Source organism: Streptomyces sedi (assembly GCF_006335015.1).
In the GTDB taxonomy this organism is placed as follows: Bacteria; Actinomycetota; Actinomycetes; order Streptomycetales; family Streptomycetaceae; genus Streptomyces; species Streptomyces sedi.
The window spans coordinates 52791-73184 of the sequence record NZ_VDGT01000027.1 but is presented as its reverse complement, the minus strand read 5'-3'; the positions used below and the strand labels follow the sequence as shown (position 1 = coordinate 73184).

16 protein-coding genes are annotated in these 20394 nt (G+C 68.6%); 12 read left to right on the top strand and 4 right to left on the bottom strand.

Annotated elements, in window-relative coordinates:
- Window positions 1–1572 (top strand): WD40 repeat domain-containing protein (locus FH715_RS26000; protein WP_211367775.1); only part of this gene is annotated, 1572 nt, incomplete at its 5' end.
- On the opposite strand, the gene FH715_RS25995 is transcribed toward FH715_RS26000, so the two are convergent.
- The gene (locus tag FH715_RS25995; RefSeq protein ID WP_246108984.1) at window positions 1514–3760 is read right to left on the bottom strand and encodes a hypothetical protein; all 2247 of its coding nucleotides are present in this window, start codon (window positions 3758–3760) and stop codon (window positions 1514–1516) included. The two genes, FH715_RS26000 and FH715_RS25995, sit on opposite strands and share 59 nt — an antisense overlap.
- Window positions 3761–3782: 22 nt before the next feature.
- Between FH715_RS25995 and FH715_RS29190 the strand changes: the two genes are divergently transcribed.
- On the top strand, window positions 3783–4271 hold the full coding sequence (locus tag FH715_RS29190; protein WP_246108983.1) for a hypothetical protein: 489 nt from the start codon (window positions 3783–3785) through the stop codon (window positions 4269–4271).
- Window positions 4272–4581: 310 nt separating this feature from the next.
- Here the strand turns inward: FH715_RS29190 and FH715_RS25990 are convergent, their stop codons facing one another.
- The 3 genes from FH715_RS25990 to FH715_RS25980 all read right to left on the bottom strand — a co-directional run bounded on the left by FH715_RS25990 (window position 4582) and on the right by FH715_RS25980 (window position 5872).
- Window positions 4582–4764, bottom strand: a complete 183-nt coding sequence (locus FH715_RS25990; protein ID WP_139649579.1) for a hypothetical protein — start codon at window positions 4762–4764, stop codon at window positions 4582–4584.
- Window positions 4765–5070: 306 nt separating this feature from the next.
- A complete protein-coding gene (locus tag FH715_RS25985; protein ID WP_139649577.1) occupies window positions 5071–5355 on the bottom strand; it encodes a hypothetical protein in 285 nt (94 codons plus the stop codon).
- Window positions 5356–5617: 262 nt separating this feature from the next.
- The gene (locus FH715_RS25980) at window positions 5618–5872 is read right to left on the bottom strand and encodes a hypothetical protein (RefSeq protein ID WP_246108982.1); all 255 of its coding nucleotides are present in this window, start codon (window positions 5870–5872) and stop codon (window positions 5618–5620) included.
- A 166-nt stretch (window positions 5873–6038) separates the two neighbouring features.
- Between FH715_RS25980 and FH715_RS25975 the strand changes: the two genes are divergently transcribed.
- The 10 genes from FH715_RS25975 (at window position 6039) to FH715_RS25930 (ending at window position 20393) form a co-directional block, all read left to right on the top strand.
- The gene (locus FH715_RS25975) at window positions 6039–6845 is read left to right on the top strand and encodes a helix-turn-helix domain-containing protein (RefSeq protein WP_170184833.1); all 807 of its coding nucleotides are present in this window, start codon (window positions 6039–6041) and stop codon (window positions 6843–6845) included.
- Entirely contained in the window at window positions 6832–7017 is a 186-nt protein-coding gene (locus tag FH715_RS25970) for a DUF397 domain-containing protein (protein WP_139649573.1), read from the top strand. Before FH715_RS25975 ends, FH715_RS25970 begins: the two co-directional genes overlap by 14 nt.
- Before the next feature lie 179 nt (window positions 7018–7196).
- Complete coding sequence (locus FH715_RS25965) at window positions 7197–7655, top strand: NUDIX hydrolase (protein WP_139649571.1); 459 nt, start codon at window positions 7197–7199, stop codon at window positions 7653–7655.
- Window positions 7656–8483: 828 nt separating this feature from the next.
- Window positions 8484–9380 (top strand): aminoglycoside phosphotransferase family protein, encoded by an 897-nt coding sequence (locus FH715_RS25960; RefSeq protein ID WP_139649569.1) that lies wholly within the window; start codon window positions 8484–8486, stop codon window positions 9378–9380.
- Window positions 9381–9534: 154 nt separating this feature from the next.
- Window positions 9535–10608 carry a 3-dehydroquinate synthase family protein gene (locus FH715_RS25955; RefSeq protein WP_170184832.1) on the top strand — a complete coding sequence of 358 codons (1074 nt, stop codon included), beginning with the start codon at window positions 9535–9537 and terminating at the stop codon, window positions 10606–10608.
- The gene (locus FH715_RS25950) at window positions 10605–11891 is read left to right on the top strand and encodes a DegT/DnrJ/EryC1/StrS family aminotransferase (protein ID WP_139649564.1); all 1287 of its coding nucleotides are present in this window, start codon (window positions 10605–10607) and stop codon (window positions 11889–11891) included. The genes FH715_RS25955 and FH715_RS25950 overlap by 4 nt, the downstream gene beginning before the upstream one ends.
- A complete protein-coding gene (locus tag FH715_RS25945) occupies window positions 11888–12814 on the top strand; it encodes an aminoglycoside phosphotransferase family protein (protein WP_139649562.1) in 927 nt (308 codons plus the stop codon). Before FH715_RS25950 ends, FH715_RS25945 begins: the two co-directional genes overlap by 4 nt.
- A gap of 1 nt (window position 12815) precedes the next feature.
- Window positions 12816–13583 (top strand): TIM barrel protein, encoded by a 768-nt coding sequence (locus tag FH715_RS25940; protein ID WP_139649560.1) that lies wholly within the window; start codon window positions 12816–12818, stop codon window positions 13581–13583.
- A gap of 40 nt (window positions 13584–13623) precedes the next feature.
- The gene (locus FH715_RS25935) at window positions 13624–15222 is read left to right on the top strand and encodes an FAD-binding protein (RefSeq protein WP_139649558.1); all 1599 of its coding nucleotides are present in this window, start codon (window positions 13624–13626) and stop codon (window positions 15220–15222) included.
- Entirely contained in the window at window positions 15219–20393 is a 5175-nt protein-coding gene (locus tag FH715_RS25930) for a non-ribosomal peptide synthetase (protein ID WP_139649556.1), read from the top strand. Before FH715_RS25935 ends, FH715_RS25930 begins: the two co-directional genes overlap by 4 nt.
- The last annotated feature ends 1 nt before the right edge of the window (window position 20394 follow it).

Genomic DNA, 20394 nt, shown 5'->3' with positions numbered 1-20394 from the left:
ACACACGACAACGGCGTGGAAACCGTCGCATTCAGCCCCGACGGCAAAACCCTCGCCAGCGGCGGCAGCAACCTCGACAACGGCACCGGCGTAGTGCAGTTCTGGGACGTAGCCACCGGCCAACCACACGGCGAACCCCTCACACACGACCGGTGGGTGGGATCCGTGGCGTTCAGCCCCGACGGCAAAACCCTCGCCAGCGGCAGTACGGCCCTCGAAGACAGGGAAGGGCTGGTGCGGATGTGGGACGTAGCCACCGGCCAACCACACGGCGAACCCCTCACACACGACAACGGCGTAGAAACCGTCGCATTCAGCCCCGACGGCAAAACCCTCGCCAGCGGCAGCCTCGACAACACGGTGCGGCTATGGGACGCGAAGAGCGGACAATTGCGTGGTGCCCCCTTTCTCCAGAGCGGAGCGGTGGAGTCCGTCGTCTTCAGTCCGAGTGGCGATTCCCTCGCAGGCGCTGGCTGGGACGGCCTGGTGCGGATGTGGGACGTGCGGACGGGCCAACCACACGGCGAACCTCGCCTGCACGGCGATGGTTTGACTTCGGTGGCGTTCAGCCCTGACGGCGAGACCCTCGCCAGCGGCAGCAGCAGCCCCGATGGCGTGGAGGGTGCAGTGCGGTTATGGGGAGCGGCAACCGATCACCTGCGGGGCACGCCTCTTGTGAACGGCAACGGGGTGAGATCCCTGGCGTTCAGCCCTGACGGCAAGATCCTCGCCACCGTGAGCAGCTCGGGCGCAGTGAGACTGTGGAATGTACGAACCGGCCAACCGCACGGCGAACCCCTCACACACGACGACGCGGTCGACTCGGTGGCTTTCAGCCCTGACGGCAAGACCCTCGCCAGCGGTGGCACCGACCTCGAAGGGGTGGAAGGGGTGGTGCATTTTTGGGATGTGTCCAGTCGTCAACCCCTGGGCGAGCCTCTCGTGCACGATGAGCGCGTGTCCTCGGTGGCTTTCAGCCCCGACGGCAAGACCCTCGCCAGCGGCAGCCTCGACAGCACGGTGAGACTGTGGAACGTACGAACCGGCCAACCGCACGGCGAACCCCTCACACACGACGACGCGGTCGACTCGGTGGCTTTCAGCCCTGACGGCAAGACCCTCGCCAGCGGAAACACCGATTTCGGTACCGTGCACCTGTGGGACTTGAGAAGTGGGCAACCGCTCGGCGACCCTTTCACGCACGAGGGTGGGGTTTCTTCGGTGGCTTTCAGCCCCGACGGCGAGACCCTTGCCAGCAGCACCAGCCCTGACGGCATAGAAAACGCGGAAGGCAAGGTGCACTTGTGGGACGTGAGAAGTGGACAACAGCGAGGTGAACCTCTGATACACGGTGGCCGAGTGGAGTCTGTGGCCTTCAGCCCCGACGGCGCAGCCCTTGTGAGCGGTAGTACGGACGTGGAAGGCGGAAACGGGACAGTGAGGTTGTGGAACGTGGATTTCCCTGAACCGAACGAAGCCGTGAGACAGATCTGCCAGATTCTCAACCAAGACTTCACGGAGGCAGCACCGGGCCAGTTCTACCAAAGCCTTCCTTCCGAGGCATGCCCATGAGCCCGACAGGACACATGCGACCTTTCCCGTGATCGTCACGGCGGCACCGAGCCGTCTGGAGAAGCCGGCGGGTCTCCGATCCGCCGGTCCTCAGCACTCGCAGCATCCGCGGCTCAGTGGATCCCTTACCTCCCCTCAGCCTGGCCCTCGACTGCCACTTGCACGGCAGGCAGCAGCCACGGCGAAGCGCTATTGGAAGCGCACCGTTCCGGCCCGCGTCGTTCAGCGAGGAGGACCTGCCGTGCAGGCCCGCTCGCGCGGTGAACCGTGCGGGCCGGGCGCCCCGCCGCGCAGGGCGTTCGCCAGGGCGGCGATGCGGCGGAGGCCGGTGAGGTCGGGAAGTGGCGGCGTGGTGGGGGCGGTGAGTTGTGCGAGGGCGTGGCGTAGGGAGGTCTCCAGCGGGGAGTCGTGGATGACCTCGTCGTGGAGGCGCTGGCCGTCCCGGACGACGGTGAGGTGGTGTCGGTTGCGCTCCAGCTGCCAGCCGCCCCGCGCGGTGACGGGCTCGAAGTGGACCGTGAAGTGCGTGGAGCCGGCGCTGACGGTGAGGTGGCGGTGGCGGTCGTCGGCGGGCCGCCTGTCGCGGCGCCAGGGGGTGCGTGCTTCGGGCGCCTGGCCCAGCAGAATGTTGGGCCCCGAGGATGGAGGACGCCAGGTCGACGGGGAGTGACCCGCCGTCGTGCCGCTTGACGGAGGTGCGTTCGGTGAGCGCGGTGACGAACAGCTCCGGGTCGTAGGTGGCCCACAGCTGGCTGGACGCGGGGTCGCTGGCGACGTAGTCCCGCATCAGCGGGGTGGGGAGGACGCCGTCGAGGACGGCGAGCATGTGCGGCCATTCGTAGCCGAGCACGCCGTAATCGCGGTCGACGAACCGGCCGGCGTCGATGTCGCCGCGTCGCTCCTTGGTGAAGGTGACGGCCACCCTGTCGATCGGGGTGTCCGGTGCCAGCCGGTCCCTGAGGTCGGAGAGCGCGGGCAGGGCCGCGGAGTGCCGGTACTGGTCGTTGACCACGACGCGCGCCCGGGGATGGCGGGTGAGGAGGTCGGCGAAGACGTCGATCTCCTCAGCGCGGCAGGCGGGTTTCTCCAACAGGACCCGGGCGTCGGGCCGACGGGCCAGGATCGCGCGCACTACGGGGAGGGGGAGGTGGTCGGCGGTCGGTGTGCAGACGGACCAGAGGTCGATGCCGTCGACCACGCCGGCGGGTAACTCGTCGACGTGGGCGGTGAATCCGCGGTGGCGCTCGGGCAGGTCCCGGCGGTGCGGGTCGGTGATCGTCAGCCGGACGCCGAGGTCTTCGAGGATCGCGGTGTGCAGGCGGCCGGCGACGCCGTAGCCGACCACGCAGGCGTGGGCCACGGGCGGCCGTTCGCGCGTCCCGGCTGGACGCGTCTCGGCCGTGTCCGGGTGGCCGGGCCCGGGGCCGGGCGGGGCGAGATGCAGCTCGAAGTACGCCTGGAACAGTCCGGCGTCGGCGATGGCCTGGTCGGCGGGGGCGGTGTGCAGGCCGGGCGGGAGGGTGCGGTGGTGCGCGCACAGGTGCGCCGCCGCGATGAGGGTGCCGGCCCGGTAGGCGTCGTAACCCTGGTTGGGGATGGAGTCGGCCTCGAACAGGTTCAGGCTCCGCCCGTCGCCCAGGAGCGTGGCGTGGCGTCCGTTCGGAAGCCGGAGGCGCGTGCCGACGCCCTGGATCTCGGTGCGGTCGGCGGCGTTCTCGCCGAGGGACGAGAGGAGCGAGAAGTCGCGGGTGGCGAAGGGCGCCAGCAGCGCGCCGTCGTCCAGGTGCCGGAGGTCCTCCTCCGTCAACGCTTCCTCCCCCGCCGTGCCGATGACGAGGAACGGTCTGGTCGCACGCAGTGCCTCGCCGGCGGTGCGGTAGGTGGTGTAGCCCGCTTCGGCGGCGTCGATCAGCGTGGGCAGGTCGGTGTCGACCATGGTCAGGAGGCAATCCAGGGTGCGCAGCGCCGGAGCGAGGCGCGAGCCGAGCGTGCCGTAGCCGAGGAGAAGCACCGGCCGGCCGATGCACTTGCGGTCGGGAAGGAGGGCGCGCAGTCGACGGAGGCAGGAGTCGGCGATCTCCCGGCAGCCCAGTTGCGTCTTCACCCGCGAGCGGGCCATGTTCAGCACGGGGATGCCGAGGGGAGCGACGTCGGCGATGCACTTGATGCCGGAGACCGTGAGTTGCAAGGCGGCGCTGACGTGCCGAGTCGTGGCCGTGGCCGCGTGCGAGGAGGCCGCCGCCGTCGACCGCGAGCACCCGGCGCCCGGCGGCGTGGGCGGCACCGATGAACGCCTCGACGGAGGCCTCCGCCTCGGCCAGCGCGGCGCCGTGGTCGGCCGGCGCGTTGATGGCCGTGTTGTCCAACAGGCCGACGCCCTTACCTCGTTGGAGGAACGTCGCGCGTACTCGGTCACGGTTGTGGGTGCGGTCGCCCTTGTCGAGGACGTGGATCCACTCGGCGGGTATCTCCGCGCTCTCCATGGCGAGCACGAAGCCCATGCTGTGTTCGAGGAAGTGATCGCGGAAGATCAGCGCCCACTCGCCGAACTCCGCGCGGGGAGCGCCGTAGCGGTGAAGGAGGGGCATGGAGGCGCGGATGGCGTCGAGTTCGGTCGGGGTGTACGGCAGGGCGACGGCCTCCAGGCGCGCGCAGTTCGTCCACGAGGTGAGGCGGATGGTCGTCCCCCGGGTCGATGAGGATCTCGACGGCGGGCGGCGGTTCCACGAGAGCACCGAGGGTGTGGGGTGGTTGCGGCGGCAGCGGACCGTCATGCGGTCGCGTCCCGGTCGGGGGCGGTCAGCCGAACGGCGCGGGGCCGAGGTGGTCGGCGGCGAGCTGGTGCGTGGTGGCGAGGCCGCCGGTGACTGCGCGGATCTGCCCGTCGGTGACCGGCCCGCGCAGACCGTCCACGGTGCGGAACGGGGTCGGGTCGGGGCGTTCATCGTGGCCTCCCGGAGTGTGGAGAGGTACCCCGCCTGGATCGGCGAGGCGGATGCCGGACCGCCGTCAGCGGGGCGGGGCGGCGGAGCGAGTCGCCTGTGCCAGCGCGGTCTCGACTCCTTCGAGGTAGTCGAGGAGCGTGGTGGCCGTCTGGTGGCGCAGCAACCAGAACCGGTCCAGGTCGGCCTGGTGCAGGCCGGGTCGGAGGTAGTGCTCCTGCCGCCAACTCGCAGGTTGACGCGTCCCCACGCCTCAACCGGAGGGGCGTGGTGACTCCTGGTGGCCGCTACAGGTAACCGCCCGCGCGCCGGGAAGGACGGGCGGGCATCGCGTCGAGACGGTGTCGGGGGCTGAGGAATCAGGACCGAGGAACATACCTTCAGAATGCGCTTCTGACACGTCGGCAGTACACCGAGCAGACGGTGCATAGCCTTGGAAGGGGAAAACCGCCCCTGCACCGAGACTGGGCAGACCGGTGCAGGGGCGGTCGCCACCTGTGTCGCACCGTGCGCGCACGGGAAGCCTCCGACTCAGGTGGCCGTCTGCTGGTCGGACTCAACCGGCCCGAACAACCTCCTCGCCATCCGGTTCACCCTCCACCGGAGCCGCGTTGAGAGCCTTGATGAGCCTCCGGAGTCCGTCTCCCCGACAGCCACCCAGCTCAACGACGATGTTGTCGGTTGAGGAAAGGTACATGTCCATGTACCTCGAATCGACACCGACATCGGTCAACGTCACGCCATGGCGACGCACGGCCTTTTCGAGTTCGGCAACCAGATACAGGGGATCCCCCTGGTCATAATTCAGGTCAATCTCGTTGCTACGCAGGTGAACCATCATCAGCTTGCCCTCCTATCGATAGAGGTGGCCCGATACTCCCCGACGCGGGGAGCCGCCGACGCCCTGTTCAACGGTGGTCGCCGCTCTCCCCCGGCGGAGGACGCAGGGATTCCACACCTTCGATGGGCGCCGTCCACTCCACACCGCCGCCCCGGGGACGCAGGGTGACCGAGGTCCCCCCGACCACCATGGCCTTCCCCACCCGAACCGCCGTGTCGGACAAACGTTCCCGCCTCCAGCTTTGCGGGGGAGTCTGACCTGTTCACTGCGGAGTCCGGGGCGCCAACGCTTGAATGATCTTGCGCGCGGTCTCCTCGGTGACACGCCCCAGCTCGATCAACGGCGGCACGAACGGCTGATACATCGAGGAACCATCCAGCCCCAGCGACGGAAGGCTGACGCCGTGAACGGCCAGGGCGCGCACCAGCTCTGCCACGGTTCGCTCCGGATCGGTGTCGTCAGGATCAGCCTCACGCTGACCCACGGGAACGGGATGAAGGAACGTCGGATCGGTCACGGCAGCTCCCTGAGTCGTTGGAGTGCGGGACTCACAGAGAAGCAGATTTGAGGGCACTTGAACGGGGGAGAACCCCTCAGAATCAAGCTCTAGACAGCTAGAGACGGGAGCGAGAGTGCAAAAACACCAGGTGAATCGGCCTTCGGATGAAGGTGGCAGGGAGAGCTTGAATGATCTCGAATACCTCGGCCGGGAGGTGAAGGTGGCGCGTGAGGGGCGCAAGCTGACGCAGTCCCAACTGGGGAAGGCCACCGGCTACTCGGAGTCGTACGTCTCGAAGGTTGAGGCTGGGACCATCATCCCGTCTGAGAAGTTCGCCATGGGTTGCGATCTCGCGTTGGGCACCAACGGCGCGATTGAGAGACTGAGGGAGCGACTTGTCAAACGAGGCCACCCGAGCTGGTTCGCGCCGTTCGCCAAGCTGGAACAGAAGGCCGTAGAGATCTTCGACTACTCAGTGTGGACACTCCCTGGCTTGCTCCAAACCCCGGACTACGCAAGGGCAATGTTCCGGGCTGGCGCCCCGGAACAGCCCGAAGAGCGGGTAGAAGAACGAACTGAGGCCCGCATGACACGAAAGGAGATTTTGACAAACGAGACACCTCCAGCATTTTGGGCTGTCATTCAGGAATCCGCTCTACACAGCCATATCGGCGGAAGTGGGGGCATGCGGGATCAGTTGCTTCATCTGACTGAAATGGCACAAATGCCCAATGTGGCCATCCAGGTCTTGCCCTACGAGGCGGGGGCTCCCGCAGCGACCGAGCCGTTTATTCGGTTGCGACTGCGGGACGGCAGGGAGATTGTTTACTCGGACACCGCTATGGGTGGGCAGATGAGCGAGGCCCCTGACCCTGTAGCCTTCGCAGCGCGAGCGGCTGACCTTCTCCGGGCGGATGCGCTGAGCCCGAAGGCATCCATTCGACTTTTGAAGAAGATCGCAAAGGGAATACACAGTGATGACGAAGACTGACTCTCCGTGGCGAAGGTCCTCTTATAGCGGGAACCAGGGCGGAGCCTGCCTGGAAGTTCGAGATGATATTCCGGGAGCGGTGCCCGTTCGTGATTCCAAGGTCACTGAAGGTCCTATTCTCAGCGTGTCGGCATCGGCTTGGTCCAGTTTCCTGGACATGGCCAAGCGCTGACCATCGAATAGGTGCCCCCTGCGGAGAATTAACTCCACGGGGGGCTACTTTTTTAGGGGGCAAGCAAGACCCTGACGGTTCGCCGCCGCAGGCCGAGTCGGGGCGGGGTTCCAGCCGAAGCTCAACGGTGGTCGCACGACAGCTTCCCCAGTCATGGTTGGGTCAAGGAGAACCTCGCCATGTTGATGACGATCCACCGCTCCCCGATCCCGATCACCTTCCACGTCCTGGCCACCACCCAGACCAACCACATGCTGATGGTGCGCGGGACGCGCGAGGACGGCCAGGAAGGCTGGGTCCTGCCCCACGGCCAAGTCCCCAACGGACGCTGCATCATCCTCACCGCCCGCGAGGTCTTCGAGGAGGCGACGGGCTGCGAACGCTCCCTCTCTGAAGTCCTGGCCATCACCCCGACGACGGACGAGGCGGGGACGTTGAACGGCCTGACGTACGTCCTGGACGGCGGCGTCCTCCACGACCTCCCCTTCCACGACCCCAAGGAGGGCGCGAGCTGGGTCCCCATGCGCGAACTCTACGAACCCCCCGCCCTCTACCAATACGCCATCATCGCCACCGGCCAACGCCGCCGCCCCCCCCTCCTCATCAACACCGACCGCCCCGAAGCCGCCTTCATCTGAGGCGCGATCAACCAGGCCGGGGGGCGACTGCCACACCCTTCCGGGCGACAGCGGACCGCTCCCGGCCTCGGGCCCCTCCTATCCCCCTACCCTCCGCTCCGTGTGCCCCGTGCCACCCGCCCCGCCCCGCCGCGTCGGCGGCCCCACTACGCACAATTACTTATGGAATGCTCCCCAACCGGGAGTCAACATGGAACGTCGCAGGTGACCGATACGCTTCGACCAGACGCGCCGGTCGGGGAGTGCGGGCGGGAACCCGAGTAGGAGTTGTTGCTCCAGGCCGAGCACATTTGGGCCTCACGGATATGGTCGCCGACGACGAAACCGCCTGAACTCCCCATCCCGCGAGGCATTGGGAGGGTTTGGTGAACATGGCGAGCCACCTCACGCCCCTTACACGGCGCGTGACGGCGCGTGAGTGCGTAGGGAAGTTGGAGCATGGGAAAGTCCGCAGCTTGTGTCGCCGCACCGACAACCGGCGCGCTCGGATTCCACGACTCCCATCTGCGGCGGCCCCATCGCTGTTCGCCCCTACCCGTCCGCGACACGTTGCCCCTGGGCCACACTTCAGCGAGCGTATCGATGAGAATGAGCACACTCCTGTATCGGCGCCCGAGACGCGTGACTTCCCGCGTTCATAAGCCCGACGTTAAGAGAACGTCGCATTGACGGCGAAGAGCCATTCCGACCGCAGTGTCCCTTTCACGTTGACACGGTAATCGTCGCCGCACGATGCCTCATCAACGGCACGTCTGCACACCCCTCCATGAAATCGATTTCACAGAGGGATCCAACGGCTCCTAGCCGCACGCCCCTGAGAGGCTACCGATGCTGCTCCCGCCAGATCACGTCCATCCCGCGAAACTGCGGGAGCTCGTGGAGAGCCAGTACGGGCCAGTGCATGGACCGTTCGAGTTCCAGCCCCTCGGCGAGGACAGTTGGGCGTTCCGCGCGGGCGACTACTGGGTCAGCGTCCGCAGGGACCTGCGCGGCCATCACCCGGAGGCCTACCGGGCGGCAACCGCGCTCGCGGCCTCCGGACTGTCCGCCGTGTTGGCACCGCTGAAGAGCGGTGACGGCAACATCCTGCACGCGGTGAACGAGAGCCCTGTCATCGTCTTCCCCTACGTAGAGGCGCGACAGACCCACCGTGATGAGTTGAGCACCGAGGAGCTTGAACGGATCATCGGGCTCGTCCGAGCCGTCCACGAGTCCAAGGTGAAGGTGGAACTGCCCGTCGAGGACTTCCGACTGGGTTTCGAGGCGGAGCTGCGAGACACGTTCGACTTTCTTCACCACGACGAGCCGTGCGACAGCGGATACCCGCAGCGCCTCCATCGACTACTCCAGCCGCAGCGAGAACATCTCGCACAACTGTGGCGCGAGAACACGGCGCTTGCGGAGAAGTGCATGCGCAATGGTGCGGCATTCGTGGTGACACACGGCGAGCCCAGCGCTCCCAACATTCTGCGTACTTCCGAAGGCTTCCTTCTCGCCGACTGGGGTGGCGCCATGCTGGGACCACCCGAGAGGGACTGGTTTCAGGTGCGGAGGACACTCGGACCTCCTCCGGGCTGCCGCGACGAGTTCATGGACTTCTATGCCACCAAGTGGATACTCAGCGAAGTGTGCGAGTACGCCACGATTTTCCGAGAAACACCTGCCGACGACGAACAGATGGCAGCTATGTGGAAAAAACTGATGGGGTACATCCCGACGGCATGAGTGCCGCGCGCGTGGTTCTTGATCGGAAATTACGAGAGCGAGTCTGGGGCGGGCGATGACAGGAAGAGACTGGAACGAACGGTCAGTCGCCATGGGCGAGTTTGTTTATCCCTACTACTTCGGGGCGGGGTGTCTGGAACGGATAACCTCCGCCATGGCCGGATACGACACCGATCAGTTCGTCGTCGTCACGGACGACCACGTCCTGGCCCTGCACGGCGAGGCGTTCCTGAGCGGTCTGCGCCGTCACGCTCCGGTACAGGTACTGAGCCTCCCGCCCGGCGACGCGATGAAGTCCGTACTACACCTGAACAGCCACCTGGAGAAGGCGATCGGCGCCGGTGCCACGCGTCGGTCCGTGGTGGTGGCCTTCGGCGGTGGTGTGGTCGGCAACCTCGCAGGTCTGACCGCGGCGACGCTCTACCGGGGAATCCGGTTGGTGCACGTGCCCACCACGACCATCGCGGCGATGGACTCCGTGCTCTCACTCAAGCAGACCGTCAACAGCGGCCATGGCAAGAACCACATCGGCACGTATCACGCACCGGAAGCGGTCTACCTCGACGTGGACCTGTTGCGCACGCTCGACGACAAACAACTGCGCTCTGGGCTGTGCGAGGCGGCAAAGAACTGTCTGGCCATCCGCCCTGAGGCCCTCCCCGTGCTCCGCACGCGCCTGGCCGGCGGGAATCTTTCGTCCCCCGATGTACTGCTGTGGCTTCTGGAGGAGAGCCTCACGGCCAAGAGCTCGGTGACCGGCGACGACGCCCGCGAGCAGCGATCCGGTCTCGTACTTGAGTACGGGCACACCGTCGGTCACGCGGTGGAGATGGAGGACAGGCGCCGACGTGGCACAGACGGGCTCTCCCATGGCGAGGCCGTGATGCTCGGCATGCTCGCGGCGGCCCGGATCTCGCGCGGCATAGGCGGCCTCGACGACAGGGCCGTGGCCGAGCACGACGAGTTGGCCCACCATCTGGGTGTCTCCCCGAAGCTGCCCGACGCGGTCACCCCGGAGGCGGTGATGGACGTCGTGCGGGTGGACAACAAGCGCGGCTACCTTCCCGTTTCCGGGGAGGAAGCCGCGATGGTGCTGCTGCGCGAGCTGGGCCATCCCTATGGCAGTCGGGACCTGCCGCTGACCGCGGTGTCCCTCGAAGCCGTCAAGGACGTGGTGACCGACATGGTCCGCGTCCCGGAGCCCTGGCACGGGAGCGGGGCGTCATGAGCGATCTCCTTGCCCTGAGGGGCGGTCCAGCGGTGTGGTCCGAAGGCTGGCCCGAGTGGCCGCAGACCGGCCCGGACACGGAACGGCGTCTCCGAGAGACCCTGCACGGCGGCCGATGGGCGATCAGCGGCGAGTGGACCGGCCAACGGCCGCAGGAAGCGCGGCTGGCCGACCGTTTCGCGCGGTTCGTGGGCGCCCGCTGGTGCGTGCCGGTGGACCATGGGACGAGCGCGTTGCTGATCGCTCTCCAAACGGCCGGGGTGCGGCCCGGCGACGAGGTCATCGTCCCCGGCCTGACCTGGGTGGCCTGTGCGTCAGTCGTTGCCCGCGCCGGTGCGGTCCCTGTGCTCGCTGACGTTGATCCGCGCACCCTGTGCGTCGACCCGGCCGCCGTCGACGCAGCCGTCACTCCGCGGACAGCCGCGATTCTCGCCGTCCACCTCTATTCCGCGATGGCCGAGATGGACGCACTTCAGGCGATCGCCGAGCGGCACGGCCTCGCGCTGATCGAGGACGCGGCACAGGCGTACGGGGCCACCTGGCGAGGCCAGGGCGCGGGCACTCTGGGGCTTTCCGGGGCCTTTAGCGCGCAACAGGGTAAGGCCCTCACCTCAGGAGAAGGAGGGTTGTTCGTCACCTCTTCGCGGGAGGTCCGCGACAGGGCCGAGATGTTGCGCGGCGATGGCCGGCGATATGGGCCTGGCCCGCACACACGAGGTCAGCCCGACATGGAGGAGGCCGACGTGGTGCAGGGCTGGAACATGCACCTGACCGAGTTCCAGTCGACGTTGCTGCTCGACGGACTCGAACGTCTCGACGAGCAGAACCGGACCCGGGCCCGGGCAGCCAAAACGTTGGACGAGCGGCTCACCGAGCAGGACGACCTCGAACCCATCGAGCCCTACGCGGCCAACGACACCCGCGCTTACTACCACTACGCGATCCGACTGAAGAAGGACGGCTTCGGTGGACGCGGCGCGGAGGCCGTCGCGGAGGCGCTCAGTGCTGAGCTCGGGCGCTGGATCCGCCCGCCGTACCGGCCACTTAACGAGCACCCGCTCTACGACCCGCGTCGGCTCCCCAGCGGCACAGTGCCCGAGGCGGCCACCCGCCTTGACCCGACCCGCTTCGAACTCCCGGTCGCGCGCCGGGAATCGGCCCGCACCGTGCTGCTGCACCATTCGATGCTTCTGGGGAACCAGCGCCATCTCGACGCGGTGGTCGAGGCGTTCGCCAAGGTACGGCACCTGGCCGCGCAGCTCGCCCCGGTGGGCGACTCATGAAGTGGCAGCCAGGGCGGGCGACAGCGATGCCGGAGGCCGCCCTCGCCCTGTTGGACGCGGAGCTGGCCCGTGTCGGCCGGGTCAGGACCGGCGAGGCCGAGACCGTCCGACACTGGTCGATCTCCCTGGTGCTCAGGGCTCCCACCGACGGAGGGCCCGTGTGGTTCAAAGCCGTGCCCCCGGCCTTCGCCCACGAAGGACGGGTGGCCTCGTGGGTGGAGTCCGTTCGTCCGGCACACAGTCCGTCAGTCCTGTCGCATGGAAACGGCTGGCTCCTCACGCGGGAGATCGCGGGGGCGGGGACCGAACCCTGGTCACACGCCCTGGAGGCCGCCGCGCGGATCCAGGTCGCCTCCATCGGCCGCACCGACGAACTGGTGAGGTTGGGATGCCCGCGGCGAGAGGGTGCCCTGCTGCGCGCGGGACTCGTCCGGCTGGCCGAGCGGCCCGAGCTACTCGCCAGTGCCGAACGACGCCAACTGGCGGAAGCCCTGCCTCGCATCGCGGAGCTTCTCTCAGCGGTCGAGCAGGACGACGTGCCGCCGGTGCTGGTACACGCGGACATTCAGCGGGACAACGTGTGCTGGGACGGGAACGGATGGGTCGTCATCGACTGGACCGACGCGGTCGTGGCTCATCCCTTCGCCGAACTCGCCCGACCGACGATGAACGCGACGCCCCGCGACCGGGCCCTCGCCGAGGCTGCCTTCAGCAAGGTGTGGGCGAAGATCCTGCCGCTCCCCACCCTCGCGGAGGCACTGCGGCTGGCTCCCGTCCTGGGCGCCTCCGTCCAGGTACTCAACTACGCCGACATCGTCCATCGCATCGGCGGAGCACAAGGGTTCAGCGACCTGCTCCGGCTGTGGGTGGAGCGCCTCCTCGACGCGACGTCGGCGACCACGCTACTCACGCCACGGATCTGATATGACCTTTCGACAGAGCTTCGCTTGGTGGTCCTTCGCCGAAGCACCGCACCCGCTGGAAGACCTGCTCGGCACGGCGGCCGGGATGGGGTTCCACGGGGTTGACTTTCTGCCTCCTCCCCTTTGGCCCGCGGCCAAAGACCTGGGCCTGGAACTCGTCATCATCGACGGGCACGACTCCATCGACGTCGGCTTCAACGACAGGGCCCGCCACGCCGAACTCGGCGACCAAGTGCGCCGTGCACTGGAGACCGCGCACCGGGAGAACGTGCTCCACCTGTCGGTGCAGCCAGGGCTGACGGCGGGCGAGGGCGACGACGCGGCCATCGAGACCTGCGCTGAGGCGCTCGCGCCGCTCGCCGCCGAGGCCGCGGACGCCGGAGTGGGCCTCCTACTCGAACCTCTCAACAGCAAGGTGGACCACCCCGGCCACCAGTGCTCCACCACGGAATGGGGAGCGCGCGTCATCGACCTGGTCGGACGGCCGTCACTGCGACTGCTGCACGACGTGTACCACATGCAGTTGATGGAGGGGGACCTGCTGCGCACCGTCGACCGCCATATCGATCGGATCGGCCACCTTCACACGGCGGGGGTTCCTGGCCGTCAAGAACTCGACGCCATGCAGGAAGTCAACTGGGCGGCCATCGCCCGGCGCCTTCGAGAACACCGCTACACGGGATTCGTCGGTCACGAGTTCACGCCTCGCGGCGATGTGGCAGCGGCCCTCCGTCAGGCATACGCCCTCTTCGCTCCCGCCACCTCCTAGCGATTCGCGAACAACCCCCAGGATTCCAGGAGCAGCTGAGATGTCCAGCAACAGCCCTCCGCACCCGGGCGGAGCCCCCGGCCCAAGGTCCGTGGAGTACCGCACCGCCGTCGTGGGCGCGGGATTGGTCGGGATCGAGGTCGCGAACCGACTCGCTGCGGCAGGCGACGGCCCCACCTTGGTGATCGAAGCCGGGCAGGGCGAAGAACTGCGCCACGCGAACATCGTGCACGCCCCGGAGACCGCGACCCGGATGTGGTTGGAACCGCAGAACGACTCTGCCTTCATCCGCCCGTGGTCCACGCTGAACCCCCCGCACTACGCCGGTGCGTCCGGCGTCAGACAGCGCCTCGGCGGCCGGTCGCTGTACTGGTACGGAGTGGTACTGCCCATCGAGGACTGGGCGCTGGACGATCCTCACTGGCCCGCTGCCGTCGTGAGTGATCTACGAGTCTCCTGGTGTGACGGCCCCTCACTCTACGAGCGCACGACGGACCGCCTCCGGAGGTGGGCGGAGCGCGACGAGGTCGACAGTGCCCCCGTGGAGCTCCCGTCCGATGCCCGGCTCGGTCCCTTCGCGCTGCGTGCCACTCCCCTGGCCCGACGTACCTATCCGCACGGCAGATGGCGTGCCTATTCGCCGCTGGACGAATGGCGTGACCCCACTAGCGGAAGGTGGCACGGCGCCCCGGAAGGCGTCGAACTCCTCACCGGCACCCGCGTGCTCGGAGTCCTGCTGCGCGACGGCCGGTGCCGAGGCGTCCGGGTGCGTTCCGAAGGCGGGGCGCAGGCCGAGATCGTCGCCGACCGCGTCATCCTGTGCGCCGGCACGATGGAGAACAGCCGGCTCGCCCTCCAGGCGCTGACGGCCTCGGGACGTACCACCACCCGGCTGCCCGGGCTGCGCGACCACATGGTGCAGGGGCTGCTCTGGCGCTGGGAGGGCGAGGCAGCCCGCAGGCTGCTCCGCGCCCTGCCGAGCGGGTCCTACTACGAACCCCACGGCCCGCCGGTCCGTTCGAACCTGCTGGTGGACGTACACGCACCCGAACCGAACGGTGCCGTGCTCGTGGAGGTGCGGGCGATGGGCGAACAGCACGACCAGGGGACGAGCTTCGTCGAGGGAGAGCCGCGGGGCGACCAGCCCTGGTCGCTGCGTGTCCACTCCGAGCCCTCCGCCGCCGACGAGGAGGTACTCGCCCACCAGCGGGAGCTGCTCCGACGCTGCCACCGAGAACTGTGCACGGTGGCCGGGGTGGCGCCGCACCCACTGCGATTCGCGGACTACGGTCACCCGGACCCCGGCAATCGGGTCCTGCTGCCCGAGTTCCGGCAGGGAACGGCTCCGGGGGAGCCGATCACCTGGTCCAACCAGCTGGGCACGGAGGACCACGAGGGCGGCACGCTGCCGATCGGGGGGCTCCTCGACGAGGAGCAGGGCTTTCGGGACATTCCGGCGCTGTACGCCGCCGGGCCGGCCACCTTTCCCCGGCCCGGAGCCGCCAACCCCTCACTCACCACGTTCGCCCTCGCCCATCGCCTCGCCCACCACCTGGCCGGCCGACCATCCCCCGGCAGCCGTACCGGCCCCGGGCACGACGGGGTCAACCGAGCCGTTCAGAAGGAGGCACAGCCATGAGCGAACCCTTCAGCCGTGAGGAGGCCAACTGCCTCGTCCTGCTCAACGACGAGGGGCAGTACTCGCTGTGGCCGGCGCACCGGGAGGTCCCGGAGGGGTGGACAACGGTCTTCCGTGGCGGTGTCCGCGCCGCCACAGCCTTCACTGACGACCACTGGTCGCCGGTGTGCGGACGTAGGACCGCTGGCAAGCCCCTGCCGCCGGAGGGCGACGTGGTGGGCGCCGTGGAACGGGAGGCACAACGCAGGCCGGAGGCCACGGCCGTGCTGGACCGTTCGGGAAGCTTGACCTACGCGGCACTGAACGACCGCGCCAACCGGCTGGCCCACCACCTGATCCGCGGCGGGATCGGGCCGGGAACCCGAGTGGCCGTCGCCCTGCCGCCGTCCCACCGGGTCATCGTCGCGCTGCTCGCCGTCCTGAAGGCCGGCGGTGCCTACGTGCCGCTCGACCCGAGCCATCCCACCGGGCGCCTACGCGACATCCTCGCCGACGCCCGGCCGCACCTGCTGCTGACCATCGACGAGACGACGAGGAACGGTCTGCCGCTACCCGAGGGCCTGCCCGTCCACGATGTCGACGGCCTTCTCGCCGGTAGCGGTTCCGGCGCGGACCCGGTGGCACGGGACCTGAACGCCCTCCTGCTGCCCTCTCACCCCGCCTACACCATCTTCACCTCCGGCTCCACGGGCCGTCCCAAGGGGGTGATCGTGCCTCGTACCGCGTTGGCCAACCTGCTCGCGGATATGACGGAACGATTCGCTCTCGGCCATGACGACCGGCTGCTCTCCCCGACGACCGTCAGCTTCGACATCGCGGCACTCGAACTCTTTCTGCCGCTCCTGGCCGGAGCCTCCGTTGTCGTGGCAGGTACGGAGGAACGCTCGGACCCCCACGCCTTGGCCGAGCTGCTGATCTCCTCGGGCACCAGCCTGATGCAAGCGACCCCTTCTCTGTGGCGGATGCTGATGGACACGCGGCCGGAGGCACTGCGCGGTCTGCGCGTCCTCACCGGCGGCGAAGCACTTCCGGCCGACCTCGCCCGGCGCCTCGTGGACGTGGCCGCCGAAGTGGACAATCTCTACGGACCAACGGAAACGACCATCTGGTCCACCTGCCGGCGGGTCAGTGCCGGGCAGGTCTCCGGCATCGGCGCGCCGATCCGTCACACCCACGCGTACGTACTCGACGAGAAGCTGGCGACGGTCCCGGACGGCGTGGAAGGAGATCTGTACCTCGCGGGCGAGGGCCTGGCCGACGGCTACCTCGGCCGGCCCGGACTCACGGCGCGTCAGTTCATCGCCGACCCGTACGGGCCCGCAGGCACTCGCATGTATCACACGGGTGATCGAGCGTCCCGCAACGCCGACGCCACACTCGATTACCACGGACGGACGGACCAGCAGATCAAGATCCGCGGCCACCGCGTCGAGGCCGGGGAGATAGAGGCGGCCCTGGAGAGGCACCCAGCCGTGGCTCAGGCGGTCGTGGTCCCGGTGAACTCCGCGGGCGCCACCGGCCAGGACCTGGCCGCGCTCCTGGTCGGACTGTCCGAGGACAGCTCGGAACGGGCAGCCGATCAGGACCTGCGTTCCTTCCTGGCCGATGTCGTGCCCGACGCCTGGGTACCACGCCGCTATGTGTGGTGCGACCGGCTACCGTTCGGAGGAACGGGCAAGCTGGACCGGAACGCCGCGCGCGCGACAGTCGTGGACGCCTTGGCGCGCGTTCCCGCCTCAGGCGGCGAGGAGAACTCGGACGTTCTCCGATCCCTGTGGGACGCGGCGCTGGGCGCCCCCGACACCGGCGGCACTTTCCTGAGTCAGGGGGGTCACAGCCTCGCGGCAGCGCGTGTGATCGGCGGCGTCTGGGAACGGCTCGGCGTTCGCGTCCCGATGAGCCTCTTCGTCAAAGAGGACGCCTCCCTTCGGGAGCTGCGCGCGTATGTCACCGGCGCGGAGCACGAACCGACGGCCGTGCGAGAAGGGACCGGACCACTCGCGGCCCCTCGCCCGCGGCACCGGGATCTTATGCCCCTGCCGGCCTCCCTGCGCCGTCTCTGGTACCTCCGCCAGCTCTATCCGGAAGCGCGCGCGGCCTATCACGTCGTGGCCGCGGCCCAGCTCCCGGGGGAGCCGGACCCCACCCGGCTCGACCAGGCGGTCCGTGCCCTGATCGCCCGGCACGACGCGCTGAGGATCGAGGTGAGGGACGAGGGCGACGTACCGGAGCTGTACCGCGTGCCCGCGCCGGACACGGCAAGGACCGTCGAGATCTGCGACCTCGACGGCGACTGGCGGCCTGAGCAGTTCGCCGCACAGAGCATTGCCCTCCCCTCCCCGGACGAGGCCCCGCTGATGCGTGTCAGGGTGGCCCGCGGGAACGGGCGCTGGTGTCTGGTGCTGGTCCTCGACCACATGATCGCCGACCAGCGGGCGGCCGACACACTCCTGGCCGACCTCGTGTCGGACCAGGAATCGGTCGGGGCCTCGGCATCACTTCCCGCACCGCGCTCCTTCTGGGAGTTCCTGGAGGCCGGATCGGCCGAGAGCGGTGCCCGAGCACACGCTGACCTGAAGTACTGGCGGGAGGAACTCGACGACGCGCCGGCGGAGCTGCTGCTTCCGATGGCGGCAGAGCGCCCAGCCGAACCCGACTTCCGCCCTGTGACCCACACGGTCCGGGTAGTCCCCGCACAGGCCCGCGGCATCGCTTCCGCCGCCGCGTCGCTCGGGGTTACTCCGACCGCCTTCCACCTGGGATGCTTCGCCACTCTGCTGCACAGCTGGAGCGGCAGGGACGATCTGGTCATCGGCCTGCCCGCGGACGCCAGGAGAACCTCCGCCGAACAGGACATGGTGGGGATGGCACTGGACACCCTGGTCGTGCGCAGTCGCACGGAAACCAAGGCGACGGTCGCGGACGTGATACGTCGTTGCCGGGACGGCTACGCGGCGGCGGCAGACCACACCGCGGTCCCGTTCGACAGTGTGGTGGAGGCGCTTGAGCGGCCGGCCGTGCCAGGCTTGAATCCCGTCTTCCAGGCGTGGTTCAACGACCTCGGTGACCTCAAGAGCCCACCGGAAGCGCTGCCGGTCCCGGTCACCTCCGCCCTCTTCGACCTCGCCGTCTACCTGCGCGGGGACGGCGAAGGACAGTCCGTCACCGTGGTGGGAGCGGCAGCTCTCTTCTCCGAACGACTGGTGGGGGAGTTCGCCCGTCAGTATCTGTTGCTCCTGGAACGAGCGGCGGCCGACCCCGACATCCGGGTCGACGGTCTGAGCCTGCGTGAGCCCGGCCCCTCGCCGAGCCTCCCCGAGTGCGTCGACACCGGCAGGTTCTGGGAGCGGCTGACGGACTTCGCCCACGCGCGGGACTCGGACACGGCGGTTCTAGGGCCGCAGGCCACCGTGACCTACGGCGAGTTGCGCGAGCGAGTACGCGGGCTGGCTGCGGGGCTGGCGCGCGAAGGGGCGGGGCGGGGGCGAACCGTCGCTCTGTGGTCACGCACCACGGAGAACCTGCCCGAGACGCTGCTGGCGCTGTGGCGCACCGGCGCCACCGTCGCCCTGATCCCGGAGGAGGCTCCCGTCCGCTATCGGGAGCAATGCGCGGACGCCGTGTCCGCTGACCTCGGCCTGGCCCTTCGATACAGCGCCGAGGCGGGGGTCCGCTCGGTGACGGATATCGCCCACGGTCCCGGCAACGAGTCCCACTGGCCGGAACCCGGCGGGACCAGCCATCTGTTGTTCACCTCGGGTACGACCGGCACGCCCGCTGCGGTGGCCGCTCCGCCCGATGCGTTGGGCGACGCGGTGGCCTGGTATCTGAAGGAGTTCAGGGTCGGCCCGGAAGACCGGTTCGCCATGCTGTCGGGGCCCGCGCACGACCCCGTCCTGCGCGACATCCTGGTGCCTCTGAGCGCCGGGGCGACCTTGTGCGTACCTCAGACCGGCTTCGCCCGGCGGCCAGAGGCACTCTTCTCCTGGCTCGACACGAACGCCGTCACCGTGGTGCACGTGACGCCCGGTCTCCTGGAACTGATCGCCTCCGGAGCCAGCGGGAGACTCGACGCGTTGCGGCTGATCGTGGTCGGTGGCGACGTGTCGACCGAGCAACTGCTCAAGCGGATACGCGGGTTCACAGACGCCGCCGTGGTCAACGCCTATGGGGCCACGGAGACACCGCAGATCGCGGCCTGCCAGGAAGTTCTGGCATACGGGGACCAGGCTCCGGCCATCGCACGGGTACGGCCTTTGCCGGTGGGCCGGCGGGCTGCCGGACGGGAAATCCATGTCGCGGGCCCTGAAGGGCTGCCCCTGGGCCCTGGGCAGTTCGGCGAGGTCGTGGTGCGCGGCCGAGCCCTCGCGCACGGCTACGCGGGAGATGTTTCCCGCGCCGAGCGCTTCGATGTGGACCCCTTCGGGGAACCAGGGGTCCGGCTCTACCGCACCGGAGACCATGGCTACACCACTCTCGACGGGGATGTCGTCGTCACCGGGCGCTTCGACCGGCAGGTGTCGCTGGACGGTCACCGCGTCGAACTGGCGGAGGTCGAGGCCGTGGCACAGCGGTTCCCCGGCGTGGTCTCAGCCCGCGCGGCCTACCGCGCCGATGGTGTGGTCTCGGAGATCTCGCTCGCCGTGCGGGCGGAGGCCGGACAGCACGTGGACGTGGCTTCGCTCCGTACTCATCTACGCGGTCGGCTGCCCCGTCACGCGGTGCCGTCGGTGCTGTCCGCCGGTTCGGACGAGCTACGCCTGGACGCCAGCCGGAAGGTGCGTCAGGCCCCTTCCGCGCCGTCCACGGGCGATCCCGGGCGAGAAGCGAGGACAACGACCGCCCGGCTGACCCCCGTGACCAAGACCGCGGACGAACTCCAACGACTCGTCGCCGAACTTCTGGGGCACCGCGTGCCCGACGAACGCAACTTCTTCGACGCCGGGCTCACCTCGCTCGCGCTGCTCCGGCTGCACAGGGGCATCACCCAGCGGCTGGGCTTCGAGCTGCCGGCGACCACGCTCTTCGCCCATCCGACTGTCAAAGCGTTGGCGAAGCTCCTCGACACCACGGCCGGACCGGGACGCGCGACGCCGCCCGAGACCGTAGCCGCGGCCCACGACGGGGCCCCAGGACGAGAGAGCCGTCAACCCGGCAGGAATGAAAGGTAGA